The 20,254-nt window shown below is 56.6% G+C and carries 22 protein-coding genes; 12 read left to right on the forward strand and 10 right to left on the reverse strand.

Translation table 11 applies throughout. The annotated features are described in order from the left end of the window. Positions 1-24 precede the first annotated feature (24 nt). On the forward strand, positions 25-540 hold the full coding sequence (gene zur / locus DR88_RS23325; RefSeq protein WP_002884931.1) for a zinc uptake transcriptional repressor Zur: 516 nt from the start codon (positions 25-27) through the stop codon (positions 538-540). 95 nt (positions 541-635) lie between these two features. Here zur and DR88_RS23320 read toward each other — a convergent pair whose 3' ends face one another. Continuing rightward, positions 636-845: a CsbD family protein gene (locus DR88_RS23320; protein ID WP_004151747.1), complete on the reverse strand. Its 210-nt coding sequence runs from the start codon at positions 843-845 to the stop codon at positions 636-638. A 65-nt stretch (positions 846-910) separates the two neighbouring features. Here DR88_RS23320 and DR88_RS30265 point away from each other — a divergent pair, with 65 nt between their 5' ends. Beyond that, positions 911-1,060: a hypothetical protein gene (locus DR88_RS30265; protein ID WP_032443782.1), complete on the forward strand. Its 150-nt coding sequence runs from the start codon at positions 911-913 to the stop codon at positions 1,058-1,060. A gap of 19 nt (positions 1,061-1,079) precedes the next feature. On the opposite strand, the gene dinF is transcribed toward DR88_RS30265, so the two are convergent. The 3 genes from dinF to DR88_RS23305 form a co-directional block, all read right to left on the reverse strand. After that, positions 1,080-2,396: an MATE family efflux transporter DinF gene (dinF, locus tag DR88_RS23315; protein ID WP_025862140.1), complete on the reverse strand. Its 1,317-nt coding sequence runs from the start codon at positions 2,394-2,396 to the stop codon at positions 1,080-1,082. A 69-nt stretch (positions 2,397-2,465) separates the two neighbouring features. Continuing rightward, positions 2,466-3,074, reverse strand: coding sequence for a transcriptional repressor LexA (gene lexA / locus DR88_RS23310; RefSeq protein WP_002884822.1), 609 nt, complete (start codon positions 3,072-3,074; stop codon positions 2,466-2,468). 122 nt (positions 3,075-3,196) lie between these two features. Next, positions 3,197-3,565, reverse strand: coding sequence for a diacylglycerol kinase (locus DR88_RS23305; RefSeq protein WP_002884819.1), 369 nt, complete (start codon positions 3,563-3,565; stop codon positions 3,197-3,199). Positions 3,566-3,693: 128 nt separating this feature from the next. Between DR88_RS23305 and plsB the strand changes: the two genes are divergently transcribed. Then, on the forward strand, positions 3,694-6,117 hold the full coding sequence (gene plsB / locus DR88_RS23300; RefSeq protein WP_004146606.1) for a glycerol-3-phosphate 1-O-acyltransferase PlsB: 2,424 nt from the start codon (positions 3,694-3,696) through the stop codon (positions 6,115-6,117). Positions 6,118-6,165: 48 nt separating this feature from the next. Here the strand turns inward: plsB and ubiA are convergent, their stop codons facing one another. The 5 genes from ubiA to malK form a co-directional block, all read right to left on the reverse strand. Further along, positions 6,166-7,032 carry a 4-hydroxybenzoate octaprenyltransferase gene (gene ubiA, locus DR88_RS23295; protein ID WP_004221868.1) on the reverse strand — a complete coding sequence of 289 codons (867 nt, stop codon included), beginning with the start codon at positions 7,030-7,032 and terminating at the stop codon, positions 6,166-6,168. Positions 7,033-7,044: 12 nt separating this feature from the next. Then, positions 7,045-7,542, reverse strand: coding sequence for a chorismate lyase (gene ubiC, locus DR88_RS23290; protein WP_002884807.1), 498 nt, complete (start codon positions 7,540-7,542; stop codon positions 7,045-7,047). 187 nt (positions 7,543-7,729) lie between these two features. Next, entirely contained in the window at positions 7,730-8,653 is a 924-nt protein-coding gene (malM, locus tag DR88_RS23285) for a maltose operon protein MalM (protein ID WP_004151749.1), read from the reverse strand. 114 nt (positions 8,654-8,767) lie between these two features. Next, complete coding sequence (locus tag DR88_RS23280; RefSeq protein WP_002884747.1) at positions 8,768-10,057, reverse strand: maltoporin; 1,290 nt, start codon at positions 10,055-10,057, stop codon at positions 8,768-8,770. An 83-nt stretch (positions 10,058-10,140) separates the two neighbouring features. Further along, positions 10,141-11,250, reverse strand: coding sequence for a maltose/maltodextrin ABC transporter ATP-binding protein MalK (gene malK, locus DR88_RS23275; RefSeq protein ID WP_002884743.1), 1,110 nt, complete (start codon positions 11,248-11,250; stop codon positions 10,141-10,143). Between the two features lie 370 nt (positions 11,251-11,620). On the opposite strand from malK, the gene malE reads away from it, so the two are divergent. The 3 genes from malE to malG all read left to right on the forward strand — a co-directional run bounded on the left by malE (position 11,621) and on the right by malG (position 15,378). Beyond that, positions 11,621-12,811 carry a maltose/maltodextrin ABC transporter substrate-binding protein MalE gene (gene malE, locus DR88_RS23270; protein WP_009309456.1) on the forward strand — a complete coding sequence of 397 codons (1,191 nt, stop codon included), beginning with the start codon at positions 11,621-11,623 and terminating at the stop codon, positions 12,809-12,811. A gap of 117 nt (positions 12,812-12,928) precedes the next feature. After that, complete coding sequence (gene malF / locus DR88_RS23265; protein WP_032443783.1) at positions 12,929-14,473, forward strand: maltose ABC transporter permease MalF; 1,545 nt, start codon at positions 12,929-12,931, stop codon at positions 14,471-14,473. A 14-nt stretch (positions 14,474-14,487) separates the two neighbouring features. Continuing rightward, on the forward strand, positions 14,488-15,378 hold the full coding sequence (gene malG, locus DR88_RS23260; RefSeq protein WP_002884725.1) for a maltose ABC transporter permease MalG: 891 nt from the start codon (positions 14,488-14,490) through the stop codon (positions 15,376-15,378). Positions 15,379-15,569: 191 nt separating this feature from the next. Here malG and psiE read toward each other — a convergent pair whose 3' ends face one another. Next, positions 15,570-15,980 carry a phosphate-starvation-inducible protein PsiE gene (psiE, locus tag DR88_RS23255; RefSeq protein ID WP_002884721.1) on the reverse strand — a complete coding sequence of 137 codons (411 nt, stop codon included), beginning with the start codon at positions 15,978-15,980 and terminating at the stop codon, positions 15,570-15,572. A gap of 373 nt (positions 15,981-16,353) precedes the next feature. Between psiE and DR88_RS23250 the strand changes: the two genes are divergently transcribed. From DR88_RS23250 to DR88_RS23225, 6 genes are all read left to right on the forward strand, one after another. Then, positions 16,354-17,631: an L-cysteine desulfidase family protein gene (locus tag DR88_RS23250; protein ID WP_004146596.1), complete on the forward strand. Its 1,278-nt coding sequence runs from the start codon at positions 16,354-16,356 to the stop codon at positions 17,629-17,631. Positions 17,632-17,714: 83 nt separating this feature from the next. Further along, a complete protein-coding gene (locus DR88_RS23245; RefSeq protein ID WP_004177854.1) occupies positions 17,715-18,455 on the forward strand; it encodes an AzlC family ABC transporter permease in 741 nt (246 codons plus the stop codon). Further along, entirely contained in the window at positions 18,448-18,768 is a 321-nt protein-coding gene (locus DR88_RS23240) for an AzlD domain-containing protein (protein ID WP_004177855.1), read from the forward strand. The genes DR88_RS23245 and DR88_RS23240 overlap by 8 nt, the downstream gene beginning before the upstream one ends. A 20-nt stretch (positions 18,769-18,788) precedes the next feature. Beyond that, a complete protein-coding gene (locus tag DR88_RS23235; protein ID WP_004178266.1) occupies positions 18,789-19,169 on the forward strand; it encodes a Rid family detoxifying hydrolase in 381 nt (126 codons plus the stop codon). Positions 19,170-19,276: 107 nt separating this feature from the next. Next, positions 19,277-19,786 carry a GNAT family N-acetyltransferase gene (locus DR88_RS23230; protein ID WP_004186456.1) on the forward strand — a complete coding sequence of 170 codons (510 nt, stop codon included), beginning with the start codon at positions 19,277-19,279 and terminating at the stop codon, positions 19,784-19,786. Positions 19,787-19,794: 8 nt separating this feature from the next. Continuing rightward, on the forward strand, positions 19,795-20,250 hold the full coding sequence (locus DR88_RS23225; protein WP_004177857.1) for an acyltransferase: 456 nt from the start codon (positions 19,795-19,797) through the stop codon (positions 20,248-20,250). Positions 20,251-20,254: the final 4 nt, after the last annotated feature.

Genomic DNA, 20,254 nt, shown 5'->3' on the forward strand with positions numbered 1-20,254 from the left:
AATTCACGCAATCCGAGGATGCTCATGGATAAGACCCCTTCGCAAGAGATGTTAGCGCATGCTGAAAAGCTTTGCGCACAGCGCGGCGTACGCCTGACTCCACAGCGTCTGGAAGTGTTGCGCCTGATGAGCCTGCAGCAAGGGGCAATCAGCGCCTACGATCTGCTGGACTTGCTACGTGAAAAAGAGCCGCAGGCGAAGCCGCCGACGGTTTACCGTGCGCTGGAGTTTTTACTCGAGCAGGGTTTTGTCCATAAGGTAGAGTCAACCAATAGCTATGTGCTGTGCCATCTGTTCGACCAGCCGACCCATAGCTCGGCCATGTTTATCTGCGACCGCTGCGGCGTGGTAAAAGAAGAAGCGGCGGAAGGGGTGGAAGATATCATGCATACGCTGGCGGCCCGCATGGGGTTTGCCCTGCGCCACAATGTGATAGAAGCTCACGGGCTTTGCGCGGGCTGCGTGGAAGTCGAAGCCTGCAGCACCCCGGGACACTGCCAGCACGATCATACTATTCAGCTCAAAAAGAAAGCCCGCTGAGCGGCTGCCGCAGCGGGAAAAAGGGTTAACGGCGCGTCCCTGCGCCATTCAGACAGGCACTAACACAAATGCTTCATTCTTCGGATCAAGGAACGCTACCAGCGATAGTCGTTCTTATGCTCCCAGTCTGAGACTTCTTTCTCAGCCTGATCTTTCTCATAGCCGTAACGCTCCTGAATTTTGCCGACCAGCTGGTCGCGCTTCCCTTCGATTACGGTCATATCATCATCGGTAAGTTTGCCCCACTGTTCCTTGGCTTTACCTTTAAACTGTTTCCAGTTACCGCCGATTTCGTCTTTATTCATAATAACGTCCTCATCATTCGGTGGGTTTACAGCCCGTTTTGTGCCGGACATGGTATTAACTATAGATGAGAATGCTGGCGTCGATTCGTTATTCGGAATTTTTAACCATCGCACCGCGGGATAACGCGAAGAGGATGTTCCCGGCTTGCGCCACGCTGTGCCGGGCTATTGAATCGCCCTGTAAGCGTAGCGCGATCGGGGAAGGTCACGGCTAGCGGCAATGACGGGAGATGACTAACTAAACCATGTGCCGCGTCGCCAGTGACGACGCCAGATCAGCGCCAGCGACAGGCCGCGCAGGGCGAGGAACACCGCCAGCGCCAGCCACAGACCATGGTTGCCAAGCATCGGTAGCGTAAGCAGCGTCACAGCAAACCCCGCCGCGGCGACCGCCATACTGTTCCTCATCTCAGCGCCGCGCGTCGCGCCGATAAACATGCCGTCCAGCAGATAGCACCAGACGCCGACCACCGGCAGGATCGTCTGCCAGATCAGATAGCGATCGGCCAGTTGCTGCAGGGAAGGCAGTGAGGTTAACAACGCGATAATGTACTGCCCCGCCAGGCTGTAAATCAGGGCAAACGCCAGCGCCACCATGCCGGACTGCCGGCAGGCCGCCCGCCACACCTCCAGCAACTGGCTACCGTCGCGCGCGCCGTAGGCCTGGCCGGAGTGAGCCTCCACGGCATAGGCAAAGCCATCCAGCGCGTAGGCGGTAAAGGTCAGCATGGTCATCAGTACGGCGTTAACCGCCACGATTTCGCTGCCCAGACGGGCGCCGAATACGGTCAGCGCGCCAAAGCACAGCTGCAGCAGCAGCGAGCGCAGCATGATGTCCCGATTCAACGCCAATAAACGGCGCAGATCCCCGCGCCAGGCGTTTTTCAGCATCGCCAGCGACACGCCGCGCAGCGTCAGCACCCGCTTCGCCATCAGCAGGCCAATAATGAGGGTGGCGTACTCCGCGGTGACCGTGGCCAGCGCCGCTCCCTGGACGTTCATCCGCAGGCCCATCACCAGCCACAGATCGAGCACAATATTCAACAGATTACCCACCACCAGCAGAATAACCGGCGCCCGGGCGTACTGGACGCCCAGCAGCCAGCCGAGCAGCACCAGGTTGGCCAGCGAGGCGGGGGCGCTGAGCCAGCGAATTTCGAGAAACCGTCTCGCCTGCTCAAGCACCGCCTCGCTGCCGCCGACAATATGCAGAGCGAGGTCAATTAGCGGCAGGCGAAGCAGGATAATCAGCACCCCGGCGCCCAGCGCCAGGGCCAGCGGCTGCACCAGCGCCCGCGCCAGGCGCTGCGGATCTTTGGCGCCCCAGGCCTGAGCGGTGAGCCCGGTGGTGCTCATGCGCAGGAACAGCAGCAGCATGAAGAGGAAACTGGTGGCCGTCGCCCCGACCGCTACGCCGCCGAGGTATACCGGGCTGTCCAGGTGGCCGATCACCGCCGTATCCACCAGCCCCAGCAGCGGGACGGTGATGTTGGAGAAAATCATAGGGAGGGCAAGACGCCACAGCGCTTTATCGGCAGCGTTGAGCAGCATGTTTGAGGACCTGATTGAGGAAAAACGTCGCAGCGTCACGCAACAGATGACGCTGCGCAGAGGCAGGCGCTACAGCCATTCTCCATTACGGATCACGCCAACGGCCAGACCCTCAATGGTAAAACTCTGCTGGCGCAGATCGACGACGATCGGGGAAAACTCGCTGTTTTCCGGCAACAGTTCAACGACATTGCCCTGCTTTTTCAGACGCTTCACCGTCACTTCTTCATCGATACGCGCGACAACCACCTGGCCGTTACGCACATCCTGGGTTTTGTGGACCGCCAACAAATCGCCATCCAGAATACCGATGTCTTTCATCGACATCCCACTGACGCGCAGCAGGAAATCGGCGTTGGGCTTAAACATCGACGGGTCGACCTGATAGTGGCCTTCAATATGCTGCTGCGCCAGCAGCGGCTCACCGGCGGCGACGCGGCCGATCAGCGGCAGGCCTTGCTCTTCTTCCGTCAGCAGGCGAATACCGCGAGAAGCGCCGGAGACGATCTCGATCGCGCCTTTACGCGCCAGCGCTTTCAGGTGTTCTTCCGCCGCGTTTGGGGAACGGAACCCCAAGCGCTGAGCAATTTCCGCACGCGTCGGCGGCATGCCCGTCTGGCTGATATGATCCCTAATGAGATCAAACACCTCTTGCTGCCTGGTCGTTAACGCTTTCATTCCGCCCCCTGGGTGTATATACAGTTATGCTGTGAGTATATACAGCTAACGGTGATTTTGGAACCACATGGCACACAAAAATCGGCGGATTGTTCATATTTTGCGAGGGTTAGAGAAGAACGTTAGTGATAATGGCTCCACAGCAGCGTTCCCCAGGTGATCAGCGCGATGATAATCGCCAGCAGAACCGCCGCCGACCCCATATCTTTGGCGCGCCCTGAAAGCTCGTGAAAATCCGAGCCGATACGGTCCACAACCGCTTCAATCGCGCTGTTGAGAATTTCGACTATCATCACTAGCAGGACCGAGCCAATCAGCAATACGCGGGTGATGGCGTCGACGTCCAGCCAGCAGGCTACCGCGACGGCCACGATAGCGGCGACGCCTTCCTGACGAAACGCAGCCTCGTTGATCCACGCCGCGCGAAATCCTTTCCAGGAGTAACCTGCCGCCTTAATGATCCGGGTTAACCCGGTGGTATTATTGGCCATCACAAAACCTTTTTACGTAAATGACGTCGATGAGTGTGCGCGTTTGCCGCGTGGTAACGGAAATTTTGCCCACTTTCTGTTATTCTTGCCGCGCATTTGCATGATTAACCAGAGGCTTCACATCGTTTATGTCCGGCTGGCAACGAATTTACTATAAATTACTGAATTTACCATTACAGGTGCTGGTAAAAAGCAAGTCTATTCCGGCAGAGCCTGCCCAGGAATTAGGACTCGATACCTCGCGTCCGGTCATGTACGTCCTGCCCTATAATTCGAAGGCGGACCTGCTGACGCTGCGCGCCCAATGCCTGGCGCATGATTTACCTGACCCGCTTGAACCGCTGGAAATCGACGGCGCCCTGCTGCCGCGTTACGTATTCATCCACGGTGGGCCGCGCGTATTTACTTATTACACGCCAAAAGAAGAGTCCATCAAGCTGTTCCACGATTACCTCGATCTGCACCGCAACCATCCGGACCTCGATGTGCAAATGGTGCCGGTTTCGGTCATGTTCGGCCGTTCGCCGGGTCGCGAGAAAGGAGAAGTCAATCCGCCGCTGCGGATGCTGAACGGCATTCAGAAATTTTTCGCCGTCTCCTGGCTCGGCCGCGACAGCTTCGTGCGCTTCTCGCCGTCCGTTTCGCTGCGCCGCATGGCGGATGAGCACGGTACCGATAAGATCATCGCCCAGAAGCTGGCTCGCGTCGCTCGCATGCATTTTGCCCGCCAGCGGCTGGCCGCCGTTGGCCCGCGTCTGCCGGCCCGCCAGGATCTGTTTAATAAACTGCTGGCCTCGAAAGCGATTGCCCGCGCGGTGGAAGACGAAGCGCGCAGCAAGAAAATTTCGCACGAGAAGGCACAGCAGAACGCTATCGCGCTGATGGAAGAGATTGCGGCGAACTTCTCATACGAGATGATCCGCCTGACCGACCGCATTCTCGGCTTCACCTGGAACCGCCTGTACCAGGGCATCAACGTGCATAACGCCGAGCGCGTACGCCAGCTGGCGCACGACGGCCATGAAATTGTCTATGTCCCCTGCCACCGCAGCCACATGGACTATCTGCTGCTCTCCTACGTCCTGTACCATCAGGGGCTGGTCCCTCCGCATATCGCGGCGGGCATCAACCTCAACTTCTGGCCGGCCGGGCCGATCTTCCGCCGCCTCGGCGCCTTCTTTATTCGCCGCACCTTTAAGGGCAACAAACTCTATTCCACCGTGTTCCGCGAATACCTTGGCGAACTGTTCAGCCGCGGCTATTCCGTGGAGTATTTCGTCGAAGGCGGCCGCTCCCGTACCGGCCGCCTGCTCGATCCGAAGACCGGTACGCTGTCGATGACCATCCAGGCGATGCTGCGCGGCGGAACCCGACCGATCACCCTGGTGCCGATTTACATCGGCTATGAGCACGTGATGGAGGTAGGAACCTACGCCAAAGAGCTGCGCGGCGCCACTAAAGAGAAAGAGAGTCTGCCGCAGATGGTGCGCGGTTTAAGCAAGCTGCGCAACCTGGGCCAGGGTTACGTTAACTTCGGCGAACCGCTGCCGCTGATGACCTATCTTAACCAGCATGTGCCGGATTGGCGGGAAGCGATCGACCCGATCGAAGCGGTTCGCCCCTCCTGGCTGACGCCGACGGTGAATAGCATCGCCGCTGACCTGATGGTGCGCATCAATAACGCCGGCGCGGCCAACGCCATGAACCTGTGCTGTACGGCGCTACTGGCCTCCCGCCAGCGTTCGCTGACCCGTGAGCAGCTCACCCAGCAGTTAGAGTGCTACCTCGCGCTGCTGCGCAATGTGCCCTATTCTCCGGATGCGACCGCCCCATCCGCTTCGGCCAGCGAGCTCATCGATCATGCACTGCAGATGAACAAGTTCGAAGTGGAGAAGGACACCATTGGCGACATCATCATCCTGCCGCGCGAGCAGGCGGTGCTGATGACCTACTATCGCAACAATATCGCCCATATGCTGGTGATGCCGTCGCTGTTAGCCGCTCTGGTGACTCAGCATCGTCATCTCAGCCGCGCCGAAGTGCTGCGTCATGTGGAAACACTCTATCCGTTCCTCAAGGCCGAGCTGTTCCTGCGCTGGGAAAAAGCGGAGCTGGCCGGAGTGGTGGATGCGCTGATTGCCGAGATGCTGCGTCAGGAGCTGATCCTCGTCGATGGCGATGTCATGAGCCTCAACCCGTCGCACTCTCGCTCCCTGCAGCTGCTGGCCGCTGGCGCCCGCGAGACGCTGCAGCGCTATGCCATCACCTTCTGGCTGCTGAGCGCTAACCCGGCGATCAACCGCAGCTCGCTGGAAAAAGAGAGTCGCACCGTGGCCCAGCGTCTGTCGGTGCTACACGGCATCAATGCGCCGGAGTTCTTCGACAAAGCGGTGTTCAGCACCCTGGTGTTGACCCTGCGCGATGAAGGCTATATCAGCGACACCGGCGACGCCGAGCCGGAAGAGACCCTGAAGGTTTATCGGATGCTGGCGGATTTGATTACGTCGGATGTCCGACTGACCATTGAGAGCGTCACGCAGGACGACGCGTAACGCGGCGTTTGCTGCCCCCCGGAATGCCGGGGGGCAGCGGACAGGAGGTTACAGATAGCTCATCGCCAGGCCGAGGAACAGCACCAGCCCGACGTAGTTATTGTTCATAAACGCTTTGAAGCAGTTATCGCGGTCGCGATTGAAGATAAGCTTCTGCTGCCAGCCAAACAGACCCGCCGCCACGAACAGCGACCAGTAATATTCCCAGCCCAGCCCATTCAGCCAACCCACCGCGCCCATCAGCGCCAGCACGGCTACCTGCAGAATACCGATAATCAGTCGATCGTTTTCGCCAAACAGGATCGCCGTCGATTTAATGCCGATCTTGAGGTCGTCATCGCGATCCACCATCGCATACTGGGTATCGTAGGCCACCGCCCACAGAATATTGGCGAGGAACATCAGCCAGCAGCTCAGCGGCAGCGATTCGCTGACGGCCGAGAAGGCCATCGGGATCGACCAGCCAAAGGCCGCGCCCAGCACCACCTGCGGCAGATGAGTGTAGCGCTTCATAAACGGATAGACCCACGCCAGCGCCAGCGCCGCCACCGACAGCAGAATGGTCATGGTGTTGAGGGTGAGCACCAACAGGAAAGAGAGCAGCACCAGCACGATAAACAGCGTTCGCGCCTCTTTCTCGGTAACATCGCCGCTCGGCAGCGGACGGCGGGCGGTACGCTTTACGTGACCATCAAATTTTCGGTCGGCATAGTCATTCACCACGCAGCCGGCGGCGCGCATCAGCCAGACGCCGGCGACGAATACCGCCAGGATCCACAGCGGCGGGACGCCCGGCGAGGCCACCCATAGCGCCCACAGCGTCGGCCACAGCAGCAGCAAAGCGCCGATCGGTTTGTCAGTGCGCATCAGGCGATGAAACGCCAACAGCTTATTCTGCGACAGACTCCACTCCATTTTTTCTTCCTCTTAGTACAACGGCGACGCAGGCAAAAAAAGCTCGGTCAGCAGCAGGGGTTTGCCGCTCAGCCGCAGGCGGGAACGACGCCCCCACAGCGCTGCATCGCGACCAATTTCAATAAAATCGCGGGTTAATGTCGACGACGTAAACAGGTATCGGCCCAGCGGAGTTTGCCCGAGCTGCTGTAGCGCCAGCTCCGGACCACACAGCGTCGACTCCGGCGCCACCGTGCGCCCGGCCAGCCAGGGCTCGCCATCGGCATTGAGTATAATCTCCCGCAGCCAGTAGCGCGGCTCGTCGGGCAGCAGCGCCGCTTCGTCAGTCAGCGCGTCACGGCCGATATACCCTTCGTTAACCAGGGTCACGGTGACCTGCTTTCCTTGTTGTTCAAAGCGCTGGGTCATTGAGTCCTCCAGCAGCAGCCAGTCACTTAGCGGCGGCGGCAGGGATGGCATAACGGCAAAATAGCGCAGCGCACGCAGTCGCGTAAGCGCAGGATGGGACATGCCTGATTCTCCGGTACATAACGTGAAAGCATTGTATCGCAGAATAGGCGGTTGGTGGCGGGCAAACGTCAATATACGATCATTCACGCAACAGCCATGCAACAGGCTGCCGCGCGTGCAAAAAAAGGTGCATCCCGGAGGATGCACCTAAAGGCTGTGCCTAAACATCAGCATTGTGGGGAGACGATTACCCCTTGCCTTTTACACTGCTGATAAAGGTGGAACGAGCGGATTTCGAGCCGAGGCGCTCAGCTTCGTTCATCAATTTCAGGGCTTTGTCGATGTCACCTTGTTTCACCGCCTGCTTAATACCATTGTTGAAGTAGGTTTCGGTATCGCTGAGCATCGGTTCGCTTTTGGCGGCCGGCGCCGCGGCGGCGGCTGGCGCGGCTACCGGCGCCGCGGTGTTGCCGACGGTTACCGGACCCGGGCCGGAAGAGCCGAACAGCGGCCCTACCAGCACGCTGGAAGTGCTATTAGTTTTCACTTTCAGCTTCAGCACGCCATCGGTGGTATGTTTAGCGATCGGATCCGGGATATCCGGGGCCGCATTGCCAGCGCCTTTGGCATAGGCTTTCGCCGGATCCAGCAGGGTCGTGGTCTGCTGGAGATCTTTTTCAGTGGTAAACACCAGCACATAGAGCTTTTGCTGGCCCAGCGCCGGGGTCAGGCGCATCACGCCGCCCAGGCGGTCAGCGGTCATCACGCCCGGCTGCTGATAGGTAAAGTAATTGCTGGGGAAGAACGCCGCGGGCGTCATGTTCTGGTCGAGAATCAGCACGTTCGGCGCAAAAATCTGCTTATGTTTGTTCAGTTCGCTGTCGAGCGTCAGGGTCAGCTCACCGATATTGGCCGGCACGCTCCAGGCGGCGACCGGTCCGACGATCCCCGGGACGTCCAGGCGTTGACCGCCGGTGGTTAAATCAACGCTCTGCGTCTTTGATTGATCGGCAGGCGTCCAGATCAGCTGCTGCAGCGCGCTGGCTGGAATAGCCGGCGCGGCGCTGGTGTTCTGCGGTACAAAGTTAACATCGGCAAGGCTCATCCCCGGCACGCATGCCAACATCCCTGCGGATAAACACAGAGCGACGAGAGTTTTCTTCATTTTCATTCTTCTCACCTTGGATAGCATCGGTTTAGCGGTAGCCAGGCAATAGCGCGCTAACCCTGAATAATCAGGAGGGGCTGACGCCCCTCCCAGGTTACACCCGTCCTGCGGACGGTATTACCACCACACTTCCATCTGGGCACCGAAGGTAACTTCGCTGTCGTCACCGCGGCTGGAGGTGAAAGCGCCGCTTCCGCTGCTGTCTTTCGTCTGCAGACCGGAGGTGTTGCTGTAGCCCCAGTTTTCATCCCACTTCGCGTAGGTTGCGAAGATACGGATAGCCGGACGAGACCAGACGCTGTTGCCTGCCTGCCACTGTTGAGCCAGAGTAATTTTGTACTGGTTGTTGTTTTCGCTGGTACGCTGGGATTTCACGTTGTCGTAACCGATTTCCAGCTGGGTGCTCATGATCGGCGTCCATTTGTACATCGGACGGACACCCACGGTGTACCAGGTAGAACCGTTCTTGCTGTCCAGATCCACGTCCTGGTACATTGCCACGTACATCAGGCCCCAGTCATCGTTGAAGTCCATCGCGCCGTGATCCAGAACGCGGATCATGCTGCCGTTGTTATCGATGCTGGTCCCCTGAGAGTGGCCGCTGTTCCAGGAGGTCATTGCGTCAGTGGCGTACTGAACCACAAACTTGTTGAAGCCGCCCCAGATAGACTGAGTATGTTCACCGGTCCACATCCAGCCGTCTTTCGACGCGCCGTCTTCCAGGCGATAGTCATCCTGCGGGTTAGCACGGCCGTAATCGACCCCTAACTCCAGCACGCCGCCCGGGTTGGTTTCCAGACCCGCCAGACGGATATCAAAGACGTCGTTGGCAGTTTTCGCAGCATATTTTTTGGTGTCATCGCTGGAGAAAGTATAAGAGCCGCCGCTTTCTGAGTTACGGGTAGCGGCCAGAGAGAGCTTACCGAAGCCAAGGTCAACGTTTTCCAGACCTGCACCCGGGCCGGAGATATCCCAGTAGTAGAAGTCGATCATGTGAACGTCATGACGCTGATAGAAGCGTTTACCCGCCCACAGCGTGGAGCCCGGCAGCCAGTCGATCAGGTTTTTACCCTGGATGTTGGCTTCACGGAACGCCGGAGAGGTGCTTTCCCAGTCATCTTCCTGATTCACGGAATAGGCAACGTTAGTATCGAAATAAAAACTCTTATCCCCTTCCTTCCACAGCTCCTGGCCCAGCTTCAGTTCCGCATAGGTTTCACATTCGTTACCAAGACGGTATTTACTTTGAGCGCCGGTCGCTTTGAAGCACTGTTGCTCGCCGCCGCTGCCGGTCCAGCCAATGCCGGAACGCGCGTAGCCATGGAAATCGACAGCCAGCGCCTGAGCAGACATCACGCCTGCTGCGACGGCGACCGCCAGAGGAAGTTTGCGCAGAGTAATCATCATTCTATCTCCTGAGATCATTGCTTTTCTTTGCACGCTTCGCCGGTATATCGCCAGCCGGGTTCGCGCTTTTTTAATGGGAAGCCTTACACGCCCGGCTCTTTATGCAGCCGACGACAAGCGGTGCCATCCTCACGGAATAAATGGCAACGTTCTGGCGGCAAACCGATAGCGAATGTGGCTCCCTCTTCTACCAACACCACGTCGTTCTGGCGGTAAACCAGGTTCTGACGGATGGCGGGGATCTGGATATGAATTTGCGTTTCGTGACCGAGCTGTTCGACGACCTGGACCTCGCCTTCAAGGGTTACATCGGCGATATCGCTGGGCAATAAATGCTCCGGTCGAATACCTAAGGACATATTGGCGCCCGCCTGCACGTTGGCGCTGTCCACCGGTAGCCAGATTTGCTGACGGTTCGGCAGTTCAACCTGCACCTGATCGATAGCCGTCGCGGTGACTTTGACCGGCAGGAAGTTCATCTTCGGTGAACCAATGAAGCCGGCAACGAAGCGGTCAGCCGGATAGTGATAGAGCTCCAGCGGTTTCCCAACCTGCGCCACACGGCCGGCGTCGAGGACCACGATCTTGTCGGCGAGGGTCATCGCTTCCACCTGATCGTGGGTGACATAGATCATGGTGCGGCCCAGTCGCTTATGCAGACGGGAGATTTCGATACGCATCTGGACGCGCAGGGCTGCATCGAGGTTGGAAAGCGGCTCATCCAGCAGGAAAACGCTTGGCTCTGCCACCAGCGTACGACCAATCGCCACGCGCTGGCGCTGACCGCCGGAGAGGGCTTTCGGTTTACGCTCCAGCAGATGGGCCAGCTGCAGCACTTCCGCAACCTGAGTCACCCGCTGGTTAATCAGATCTTTTTTCGCGCCGGCCAGCTTCAGGCCAAACGACATATTTTCCGCAACGGAAAGGTGGGGATAGAGTGCATAAGACTGGAATACCATCCCAACGCCGCGTTCTGCCGGTGGGATCTCGTTCATGCGGGTGTCACCGATAAACAGGTCCCCGCTGGTAATAGTTTCTAACCCGGCAATCATACGCAGCAGGGTAGATTTGCCGCAGCCCGATGGCCCGACAAACACGACGAATTCCCCTTCGTGGATATCGAGATTGATATCTTTCGATACCACCACGTCACCCCAGGCTTTCGTTACATTTCGCAGCTGTACGCTCGCCATGCCCTTCTCCCTTCGTTACAACCTGTCACTAACAGTCACATTCAAGATGGGTCGACTATGCGGCATTCATTACGCAGGCAAATCCTCCACCCCCCGGCTTTTTTATGGGGGAGGAGATGGGAGGATGAGAGATTGGCTCTCGCCGCGGGGGATGGCGGGCGGAGCGTGATTTCGTGATGGAGGCGACAAAATTGGGCGCTTTTTTCTGTGCTCCAGGACGCAATACGGCCGTTTTTGCAATGGAGATCACACAACCAGCGGGTGGGGCGTAGACCTGGGGAGGATGGAAAGGGGTTGTTAAAAAAGGAAACTCATCATCGTTAAGCCACCGAAGTGTATCCACGAGTACAACACCAAAAAGGACGGGTATATGAAAATCAAAACTGGCGCTCGCATCCTCGCGCTGTCGGCACTGACCACGATGATGTTTTCCGCCTCTGCCCTCGCAAAAATTGAAGAAGGTAAGCTGGTTATCTGGATTAACGGCGACAAAGGCTACAACGGCCTCGCTGAAGTGGGTAAAAAGTTTGAAAAAGACACCGGCATTAAAGTTTCCGTAGAACACCCGGACAAGCTGGAAGAGAAATTCCCGCAGGTTGCGGCGACCGGCGACGGCCCGGACATCATCTTCTGGGCGCATGACCGTTTCGGCGGCTACGCGCAGTCGGGCCTGCTGGCGGAAATCACCCCGGACAAAACGTTCCAGGACAAACTCTATCCGTTCACCTGGGATGCGGTTCGCTATAACGGCAAACTGATCGCCTACCCGATCGCAGTCGAAGCCCTGTCCCTGATTTACAACAAAGACCTGGTGCCGAACCCGCCGAAGACCTGGGAAGAGATCCCGGCGCTGGATAAAGAACTGAAAGCGAAAGGTAAGAGCGCGCTGATGTTCAACCTGCAGGAACCGTACTTCACCTGGCCGCTGATCGCTGCCGACGGCGGATACGCGTTCAAGTTTGAAAACGGCAAGTACGATGTGAAAGACGTCGGCGTGGACAGCGCAGGCGCGAAAGCGGGCCTGACCTTCCTGGTTGACCTGATCAAGAACAAGCACATGAATGCCGATACCGATTACTCCATCGCGGAAGCGGCCTTCAACAAAGGCGAAACCGCGATGACCATCAACGGTCCGTGGGCGTGGTCTAACATCGATAAGAGCAAGGTTAACTACGGCGTGACCCTGCTGCCAACCTTTAAAGGCAAACCATCGAAACCGTTCGTTGGCGTGCTGAGCGCGGGGATCAACGCCGCCAGCCCGAACAAAGAGCTGGCCAAAGAGTTCCTCGAAAACTACCTGATGACCGATCAGGGCCTGGAAGCCGTTAACAACGACAAACCGCTGGGTGCCGTGGCGCTGAAATCCTTCCAGGAAAAACTGGAAAAAGATCCGCGCATCGCTGCCACCATGGCGAACGCCCAGAAAGGCGAAATCATGCCTAACATCCCGCAGATGTCTGCCTTCTGGTATGCCGTTCGTACCGCGGTTATCAACGCCGCCAGCGGTCGCCAGACTGTCGATGCTGCGCTGAAAGATGCACAGAGCCGTATCACTAAGTAAGAAAACGGCGGGTGGCGCGTGCGCTTACCCGCCCTACCACTACGGCTCGGACCGTAGGTCAGGCAAGCGAAGCGCCACCTGACAAATAAGTTTTCACCGCTGTAGAGGATGATCCCCATGGATGCCGTTAAAAAGAGACACTGGTGGCAAAGCCCGCAACTCACATGGTCTGTGATTGGCTTACTGTGCCTGCTGGTGGGTTACCTTGTTGTTTTGATGTACGCCCAGGGGGAGTACCTGTTCGCCATCATGACGCTGATTTTAAGCTCAGTTGGCCTGTATATTTTCGCTAATCGCAAGGCTTATGCCTGGCGCTATGTTTATCCCGGCCTCGCCGGCATGGGCCTGTTTGTCCTGTTTCCGCTGATCTGCACTATCGCTATCGCGTTTACCAACTACAGCAGCACCAACCAGCTGACCTTTGAGCGTGCGCAGCAGGTGCTGATGGATCGTTCCTTCCAGGCCGGCAAAGCCTATAATTTCACGCTGATCCCTGCGGGTGACGAGTGGAAGCTGGCGCTGACCGACGGCGAAAGCGGTAAAAACTACCTTTCTGACGCCTTTAAATTTGGCGGCGAGCAGAAGCTGGCGTTAAAAGAAACCGACGCCCTGCCAGAAGGCGAGCGCGCCAACCTGCGCGTGATTACCCAGAATCGCACCGCGCTGAACCAGCTGACCGCTGTGCTGCCGGATGACAGCAAAGTCATCATGAGCTCCCTGCGCCAGTTCTCCGGTACCCAGCCTCTGTATACCCTCGGCGAAGACGGGGTACTGACCAACAATCAGACCCACGTTAAATACCGCCCGAACAACGACATCGGCTTCTACCAGTCAATTAACGCCGACGGCAGCTGGGGCAATGAGAAGCTGAGCCCGGGCTACACTGTGACTATCGGCTGGGACAACTTTACCCGCGTCTTCCACGATGAAGGCATTCAGAAACCGTTCTTCGCGATCTTCGTCTGGACGGTGGTGTTCTCGGTGCTGACCGTGGTGCTGACCGTCGCGGTGGGGATGATCCTCGCCTGCCTGGTGCAGTGGGAAGCGCTGAAAGGCAAAGCGATTTATCGCGTCCTGCTGATTCTGCCGTACGCCGTACCGTCGTTTATTTCGATTCTGATTTTCAAAGGGCTGTTCAACCAGAGCTTTGGTGAAATCAACATGATGCTCAGCACGCTGTTCGGCATTAAGCCGGCCTGGTTTAGCGACCCGACCACCGCGCGCACCATGATCATCATCGTCAACACCTGGCTGGGCTACCCGTACATGATGATCCTGTGCATGGGGCTGCTGAAGGCGATTCCGGACGATCTGTACGAAGCGTCGGCAATGGATGGCGCCGGCCCGTTCCAGAACTTCTTTAAAATTACCTTCCCGCTGCTGATTAAGCCGCTAACGCCGCTGATGATCGCCAGCTTCGCCTTTAACTTTAACAACTTCGTCCTGATTCAATTGTTGACCAACGGCGGTCCGGACCGTCTCGGCACCACCACCCCGGCCGGTTATACCGACCTGCTGGTGAGCTACACCTATCGCATCGCCTTTGAAGGCGGCGGCGGTCAGGACTTCGGCCTGGCGGCGGCTATCGCAACGCTTATCTTCCTGCTGGTTGGCGCGTTAGCGATTGTGAATCTGAAAGCCACGCGCATGAAGTTTGATTAAGGGAGATAACGATAATGGCTATGGTCCAACCCAAATCGCAGAAGCTACGTTTATTTACCACGCATCTCCTGCTACTGATTTTTATCGCCGCGATTATGTTTCCGCTGCTGATGGTTATCGCCATCTCGCTGCGCGAGGGTAACTTCGCCACCGGCAGCCTGATCCCGGATACCATCTCCTGGGAGCACTGGCGTCTGGCGTTAGGCTTCAGCGTCGAACACGCCGATGGCCGCGTCACGCCGCCGCCGTTCCCGGTCCTGCTGTGGCTGTGGAACTCGATTAAGGTCGCCGGGATCACCGCGATCGGTATCGTCGCTCTCTCCACCACCTGCGCCTACGCTTTCGCCCGTATGCGCTTCCCGGGGAAAGCGACCCTGCTGAAAGGGATGCTGATTTTCCAGATGTTCCCGGCGGTGCTGTCGCTGGTTGCCCTGTACGCGTTGTTTGACCGCCTGGGCCAGTACATCCCGTTCGTCGGCCTCAACACCCACGGCGGCGTCATCTTTGCCTACATGGGCGGTATCGCGCTGCACGTCTGGACGATTAAAGGCTACTTCGAAACCATCGATGGCTCGCTGGAAGAAGCGGCGGCGCTGGATGGCGCGACCCCATGGCAGGCTTTCCGTCTGGTGCTGCTGCCGCTGTCGGTGCCGATTCTGGCAGTCGTGTTTATTCTGTCGTTCATCGCGGCCATCACCGAAGTGCCGGTCGCCTCGCTGCTGCTGCGCGATGTGAACAGCTATACCCTGGCGGTAGGTATGCAACAGTATCTCAACCCGCAGAACTATCTGTGGGGCGACTTTGCCGCCGCGGCGGTGCTCTCCGCCATTCCGATCACGGTTGTCTTCCTGCTGGCGCAGCGCTGGCTGGTTAATGGCCTGACGGCGGGTGGAGTGAAAGGTTAATTTTTTTGTAACACCGGCCCCAAATTTCAGAGGAGGGCCGACGGTCTAGCCGCAATACACGACCCCAACCGGGTATTGTCGCCGTCGCCCTCAGCTGAAAAAGTAAGGTCAATGCCACTGCTATCCTCAACTGGACCCTACATAAATTCTATTTGTGACTGTTGGTCAGCGGCCCTGGAGGCCGCTTTTTTTTATTCGCGTTTCAGGCGATTGGAGTTACACAGCCAGAGCGTAATCACCAGGATCAGGATCGCCGCGGAGTAAATGAGCACCGCCAGCGGCGACTCATGATCGACGATAATAAGCCGCACAATTGCGGTAATACCGATATAGACGAAATAGCGCAGTGGAAAGTGAAAACCGGATTCAAAATATTTAACAATCAGCGCGATAAACTCAAAGTAGAGAAAATAGACCACCAGCCCTTCGACCAGCTTGTACTTACTCACCGGCTCCGGCGTAAACAGTACGTGCGCCAGATGCAGGGTCTCCTTTCCCAGGAACACCACCAGAATAATTCCCAGGCACAGCAGTGCCAGATTCAGCACGGCCTGCATGGCCTTCGCAACGAAATTAACCAGCGGACGATATACCGACGGCATAGTGACACCTCAAATGCATGAACGTTGTCGATCTGTATAGCGCAAAAGTGTGATCCAGATCTACCTATGATTCCTTCGTCTTACGCTATCTCCGGGCTATTGATTCGAAAAGTACGAACAAGAGAAAATTGTCCTTCCAGCAACGCTGTGAGCAGATTAACAAAATCATCCGTTACGCTTAGAACGAATCAGCCCAACTAACTGAAATATAAAAAATTTACTTTTTGAAACAGGTATATCTTAAAACCTCCCGTAAGATAAAATTTTTCTCCAAGCCACAGTCTTTTTATGGTTATTAGGGTAAGTTTTTTCTTATCTTTTGTCTTAGCATTATCGCAGCTGAATAAAATTTAATTTTGGACATTAAATCATTATGAACACCGATAACGCTTCCCTGTACGTAAAATGGCTCAAACAAGAGGTCGCCCCGGCTTTAGGTTGTACTGAACCCGTCGCTATTTCCTTCGCGGCCGCCTACGCCGCACAATATCTGGATCAGCCTTGCACTAAAATTAGCGGTTTTATTTCCGCCAATCTTTATAAAAACGCGATGGGCGTCACCATACCCGGCACCACCGTTTGCGGTGTACCGCTGGCAGCCGCAATTGGCGCATTTGGCGGCGACCCGCAAAAGGGATTAAAAACGCTGGAAGATATCACTCCGCGACACGTTGAAATGGCGCAGAAGCTGATCGCCAATAACGCCGTTGCTATTGCCGTCGAAGAGACCCCGGATTTTATCCATCTCGATTTAACCCTCTCTGCTGGCGAGAATTGCTGTCGTGTCGTGGTCAAAGGAACCCACACCAACGTGGTCGAACTTTATATTAATGGCCAGCCGCAGCCATTAAGCGAAAAACAGAATACGCGCACCCAGCGCGAAACGCTGCCCACTTTCTCGCTACAACAGGCTTACGAATTTATTAATCGCGTCGACTTTAATGATATTCGCTTTATTCTCGACGCCGCGCGCTTAAACTCCGCGCTGGCGGCAGAAGGCAAAACAAAAAAATATGGCCTGAACATTAACGGTACCTTTTCTGACGCAGTGAAAAACGGCCTGATGAGCAACGATCTGTTAAGCAAGGTGATCATCAACACCGTCGCCGCTTCAGATGCCCGCATGGGCGGCGCGCCGGTGGTAGCGATGTCAAACTTCGGCTCAGGCAATCAGGGCATTACAGCAACCATGCCGGTAGTGGTGGTTGCAGAGCATCTTGGCGTCGATGAAGAGACCCTGGCTCGCGCTTTGTCTCTCTCTCATCTCACCGCCATCTCAATTCATTCTCGTTATACGCGCTTATCTGCGCTATGCGCAGCCTCAACCGCCGCTATGGGCGCCGCCGCCGGTATGGCATGGCTGTTTACCCGCGATATCAACACCATTAATACCGCAATTATTAATATGGTCAGCGATATTACCGGCATGATTTGTGATGGCGCTTCCAACAGCTGCGCGATGAAAGTCTCGTCAGTGGTCTCCAGCGCCTTTAAGGCGGTACTAATGGCAATGCAAAATAGCTGCGCTGGCGCCAATGACGGTATTGTCTGCGCCGATGTCGAGCAGACTATTAATAACCTGTGCCGTCTGGTGATTAAACCAATGACTCTCACCGATAAAGAAATTATCAGCATTATGGTCGCTAAATAATACCATTTCACGGGCCTGAAAGAGCAGGCCCCGATTAACGTACTCTACCCACACTATTATTTATAAATTAGCAGGTATAGCAGATGAATAAAAAAGTCATCTTCCGCGGCGCCAGCGCTATTATGCCCTTATGCATCGGCGACTTTCCATTTTCATTTATTGTCGGCGCATTAAGCGTTAGCGCGGGCATGAGCGTCTGGCAGAGTACGGCGTGGTCGGCGATCGTCATTGCCGGCTCGGCGCAAATGCTGGCACTGAATATGTTAAAAACCGGCGCCACGCTCGGCGTGATTATTTTCACCACATTAATTATAAATCTTCGCCACGTGCTGTATAGCGCCTCTATTTCCGGCACCGTGCGCGAAGCTTCATTCTTTAAAAAATGCTTTATGTCCTATGCGCTCACCGACGAGGTGTATGCCACCACCGTCAAAGAGATGGAAGGAAATAAAAAGGAAAAATATCTCTTTTATGGTTCCGCGATGATTACCTTTTGGGCGATTTGGGTGCTGGCTGATTTTCTTGGCGCGCTGGTCGGCGCCTCGTTTCCCCACATTGAGAAATACGGTCTCGATTTCGCCATGGTCGCCGCCTTTATCGCCATCGTGGTGCCGCAAATTAAAAGCCAGGCCTGCACCGTCGCCGCGGTTGTAGCCGCCGTTTCCGGCGTGCTGTTAGTGGTCCTACCCTATTCGCTGGGTATCGTCGTCGCCTCAGTGCTTGGCGTCCTCGCCGGCCTGTGCGTCGACCTGGCGGAAGAGCGCAAGCAGATGGCAAAAACCGAATCCGATATGCCGTTAGTGGAGGCGATGGAAAATGAGTAATAGCTATTTTATCGCCCTGACGCTGGGCATGGCCGCGGTGACTTTTCTCATCCGTTTCTCGTTTATCGGCCTGGCCGGCAAGATCCAGATGTCCGAGCGGGTGACCAAAACGCTACGCTTCGTGCCGGTCACCGTTCTGCCGGCCATCATCACCATTCAGATCCTGAGCGTGAATTCCAGCATGGAGTTCGACTTAAAAAATCCGAAGGTGATCGCCGCCATCATCTGCACGCTCGCCAGCTTCCGTTTAGGCCTGGTGTGGGTGGTAGTGAGCGGCGTCGGCTCGCTGGTGTTGTTAAATTATTTTATGTAACCGTTTGAAGGATAAACCGTATGATTATTACCACCGCTGACGCGCCTGCCGCTATCGGCCCGTACGTGCAGGGCGTCAATCTCGGCGCGATGACCATCACCTCCGGTCAGCTGCCGATTAATCCGCTGGACGGCACCATGCCCGAGGACATTGCCGAACAGGCGCGCCAGTCGCTGGAGAACGTGAAAGCCATCGTCGAAGCCGCCGGACTCACGGTCGGGCAGATCGTTAAAACTACGGTGTTTGTCAAAGACCTGGCGGATTTTGCCGCCATCAATGCCGCCTACGAGGCCTTCTTTATCGAACACCAGGCGGCCTTTCCGGCGCGCTCCTGTGTGGAGGTGGCAAGGTTACCGAAAGATGCCGGCGTCGAAATCGAAGCGATCGCTTTCGCCCGCTAACCCCCAGGCTGGAGGGAGCGCCTCCAGCCCTCTCCCACCGATTTTTGTCGTTCCACATTGTTCACTTTACAGGCAATATAGCCGCAGAACGACGCGAGGAACGCAGCATGTTAACTATTCGACAGGCATGTCCCGAGGACGCGCCCCAGCTTAGCGCGATGGGCTATGCCAGCTATCATCACCACTTTGCTCATCTCTGGCGCGATGCCGATGAACTGGCGTTATTTCTTAAGCAAGAATATGCCGAAGATGCGCTACGTCGGAGTCTTGCGGATGCGACCCAACACTGGCTCATCGCCGAAGCCCCCTCTCCTGTTGGTTTCGCTAAATATAGCTATCAGCAGCGAATGGCTGACGACGGCAAGATTGGTACGCTGCTGCATAAGCTCTACCTGATGCCGGGGAAGACTGGCCACCGCTACGGCGAGCATATTTTTCACGCCGTCGAGACGCGAGCAAAAACGGCCGGTGAAAGCTGGCTGTGGCTGGAAGTACTCGCCGCGAATCCCGCCGCGCGCCGTTTTTACGAACGCCAGGGGATGCGGCACATCAGAGACACGACTTTCCACTCCGCCAGCCAGCAAAGCACCTTACATATTCTGGCCAAACCGATTTGAGAGGAACTATGCCTGAGCTTCGTGATACCGGCGTACGTAACGTCGTTTGTGGGGAAAATGTCGTTATTTACCAGCCCGCCAACCTCTATGATTGCCAGCTCGGCGATAACGTCTTCGTCGGGCCGTTCGTTGAGATCCAGGGGAATACCCGCATCGGCGCGAACAGTAAAATTCAGTCCCATACCTTTATCTGCGAGTACGTCACCATCGGCCAGCGCTGCTTTATCGGTCACGGCGTGATGTTTGCCAACGACCTGTTTCGCGAGGGTAAACCAAACGCCGACCGCGCCAGCTGGGGGCGGATCGAGATTGGCGATGACGTGTCGATCGGCAGCGGCGCCACGATTCTGGCCGTCAGCATCTGCGATGGGGTGGTGATAGGCGCGGGCAGCGTGGTAACGAAGTCCATTACCGAGAAAGGCGTGTGGGCGGGGAATCCGGCGAGGCTGCTGCGGCGGCTATAAATAA

Source organism: Klebsiella pneumoniae (genome assembly GCF_000742135.1).
GTDB lineage: Bacteria > Pseudomonadota > Gammaproteobacteria > Enterobacterales > Enterobacteriaceae > Klebsiella > Klebsiella pneumoniae.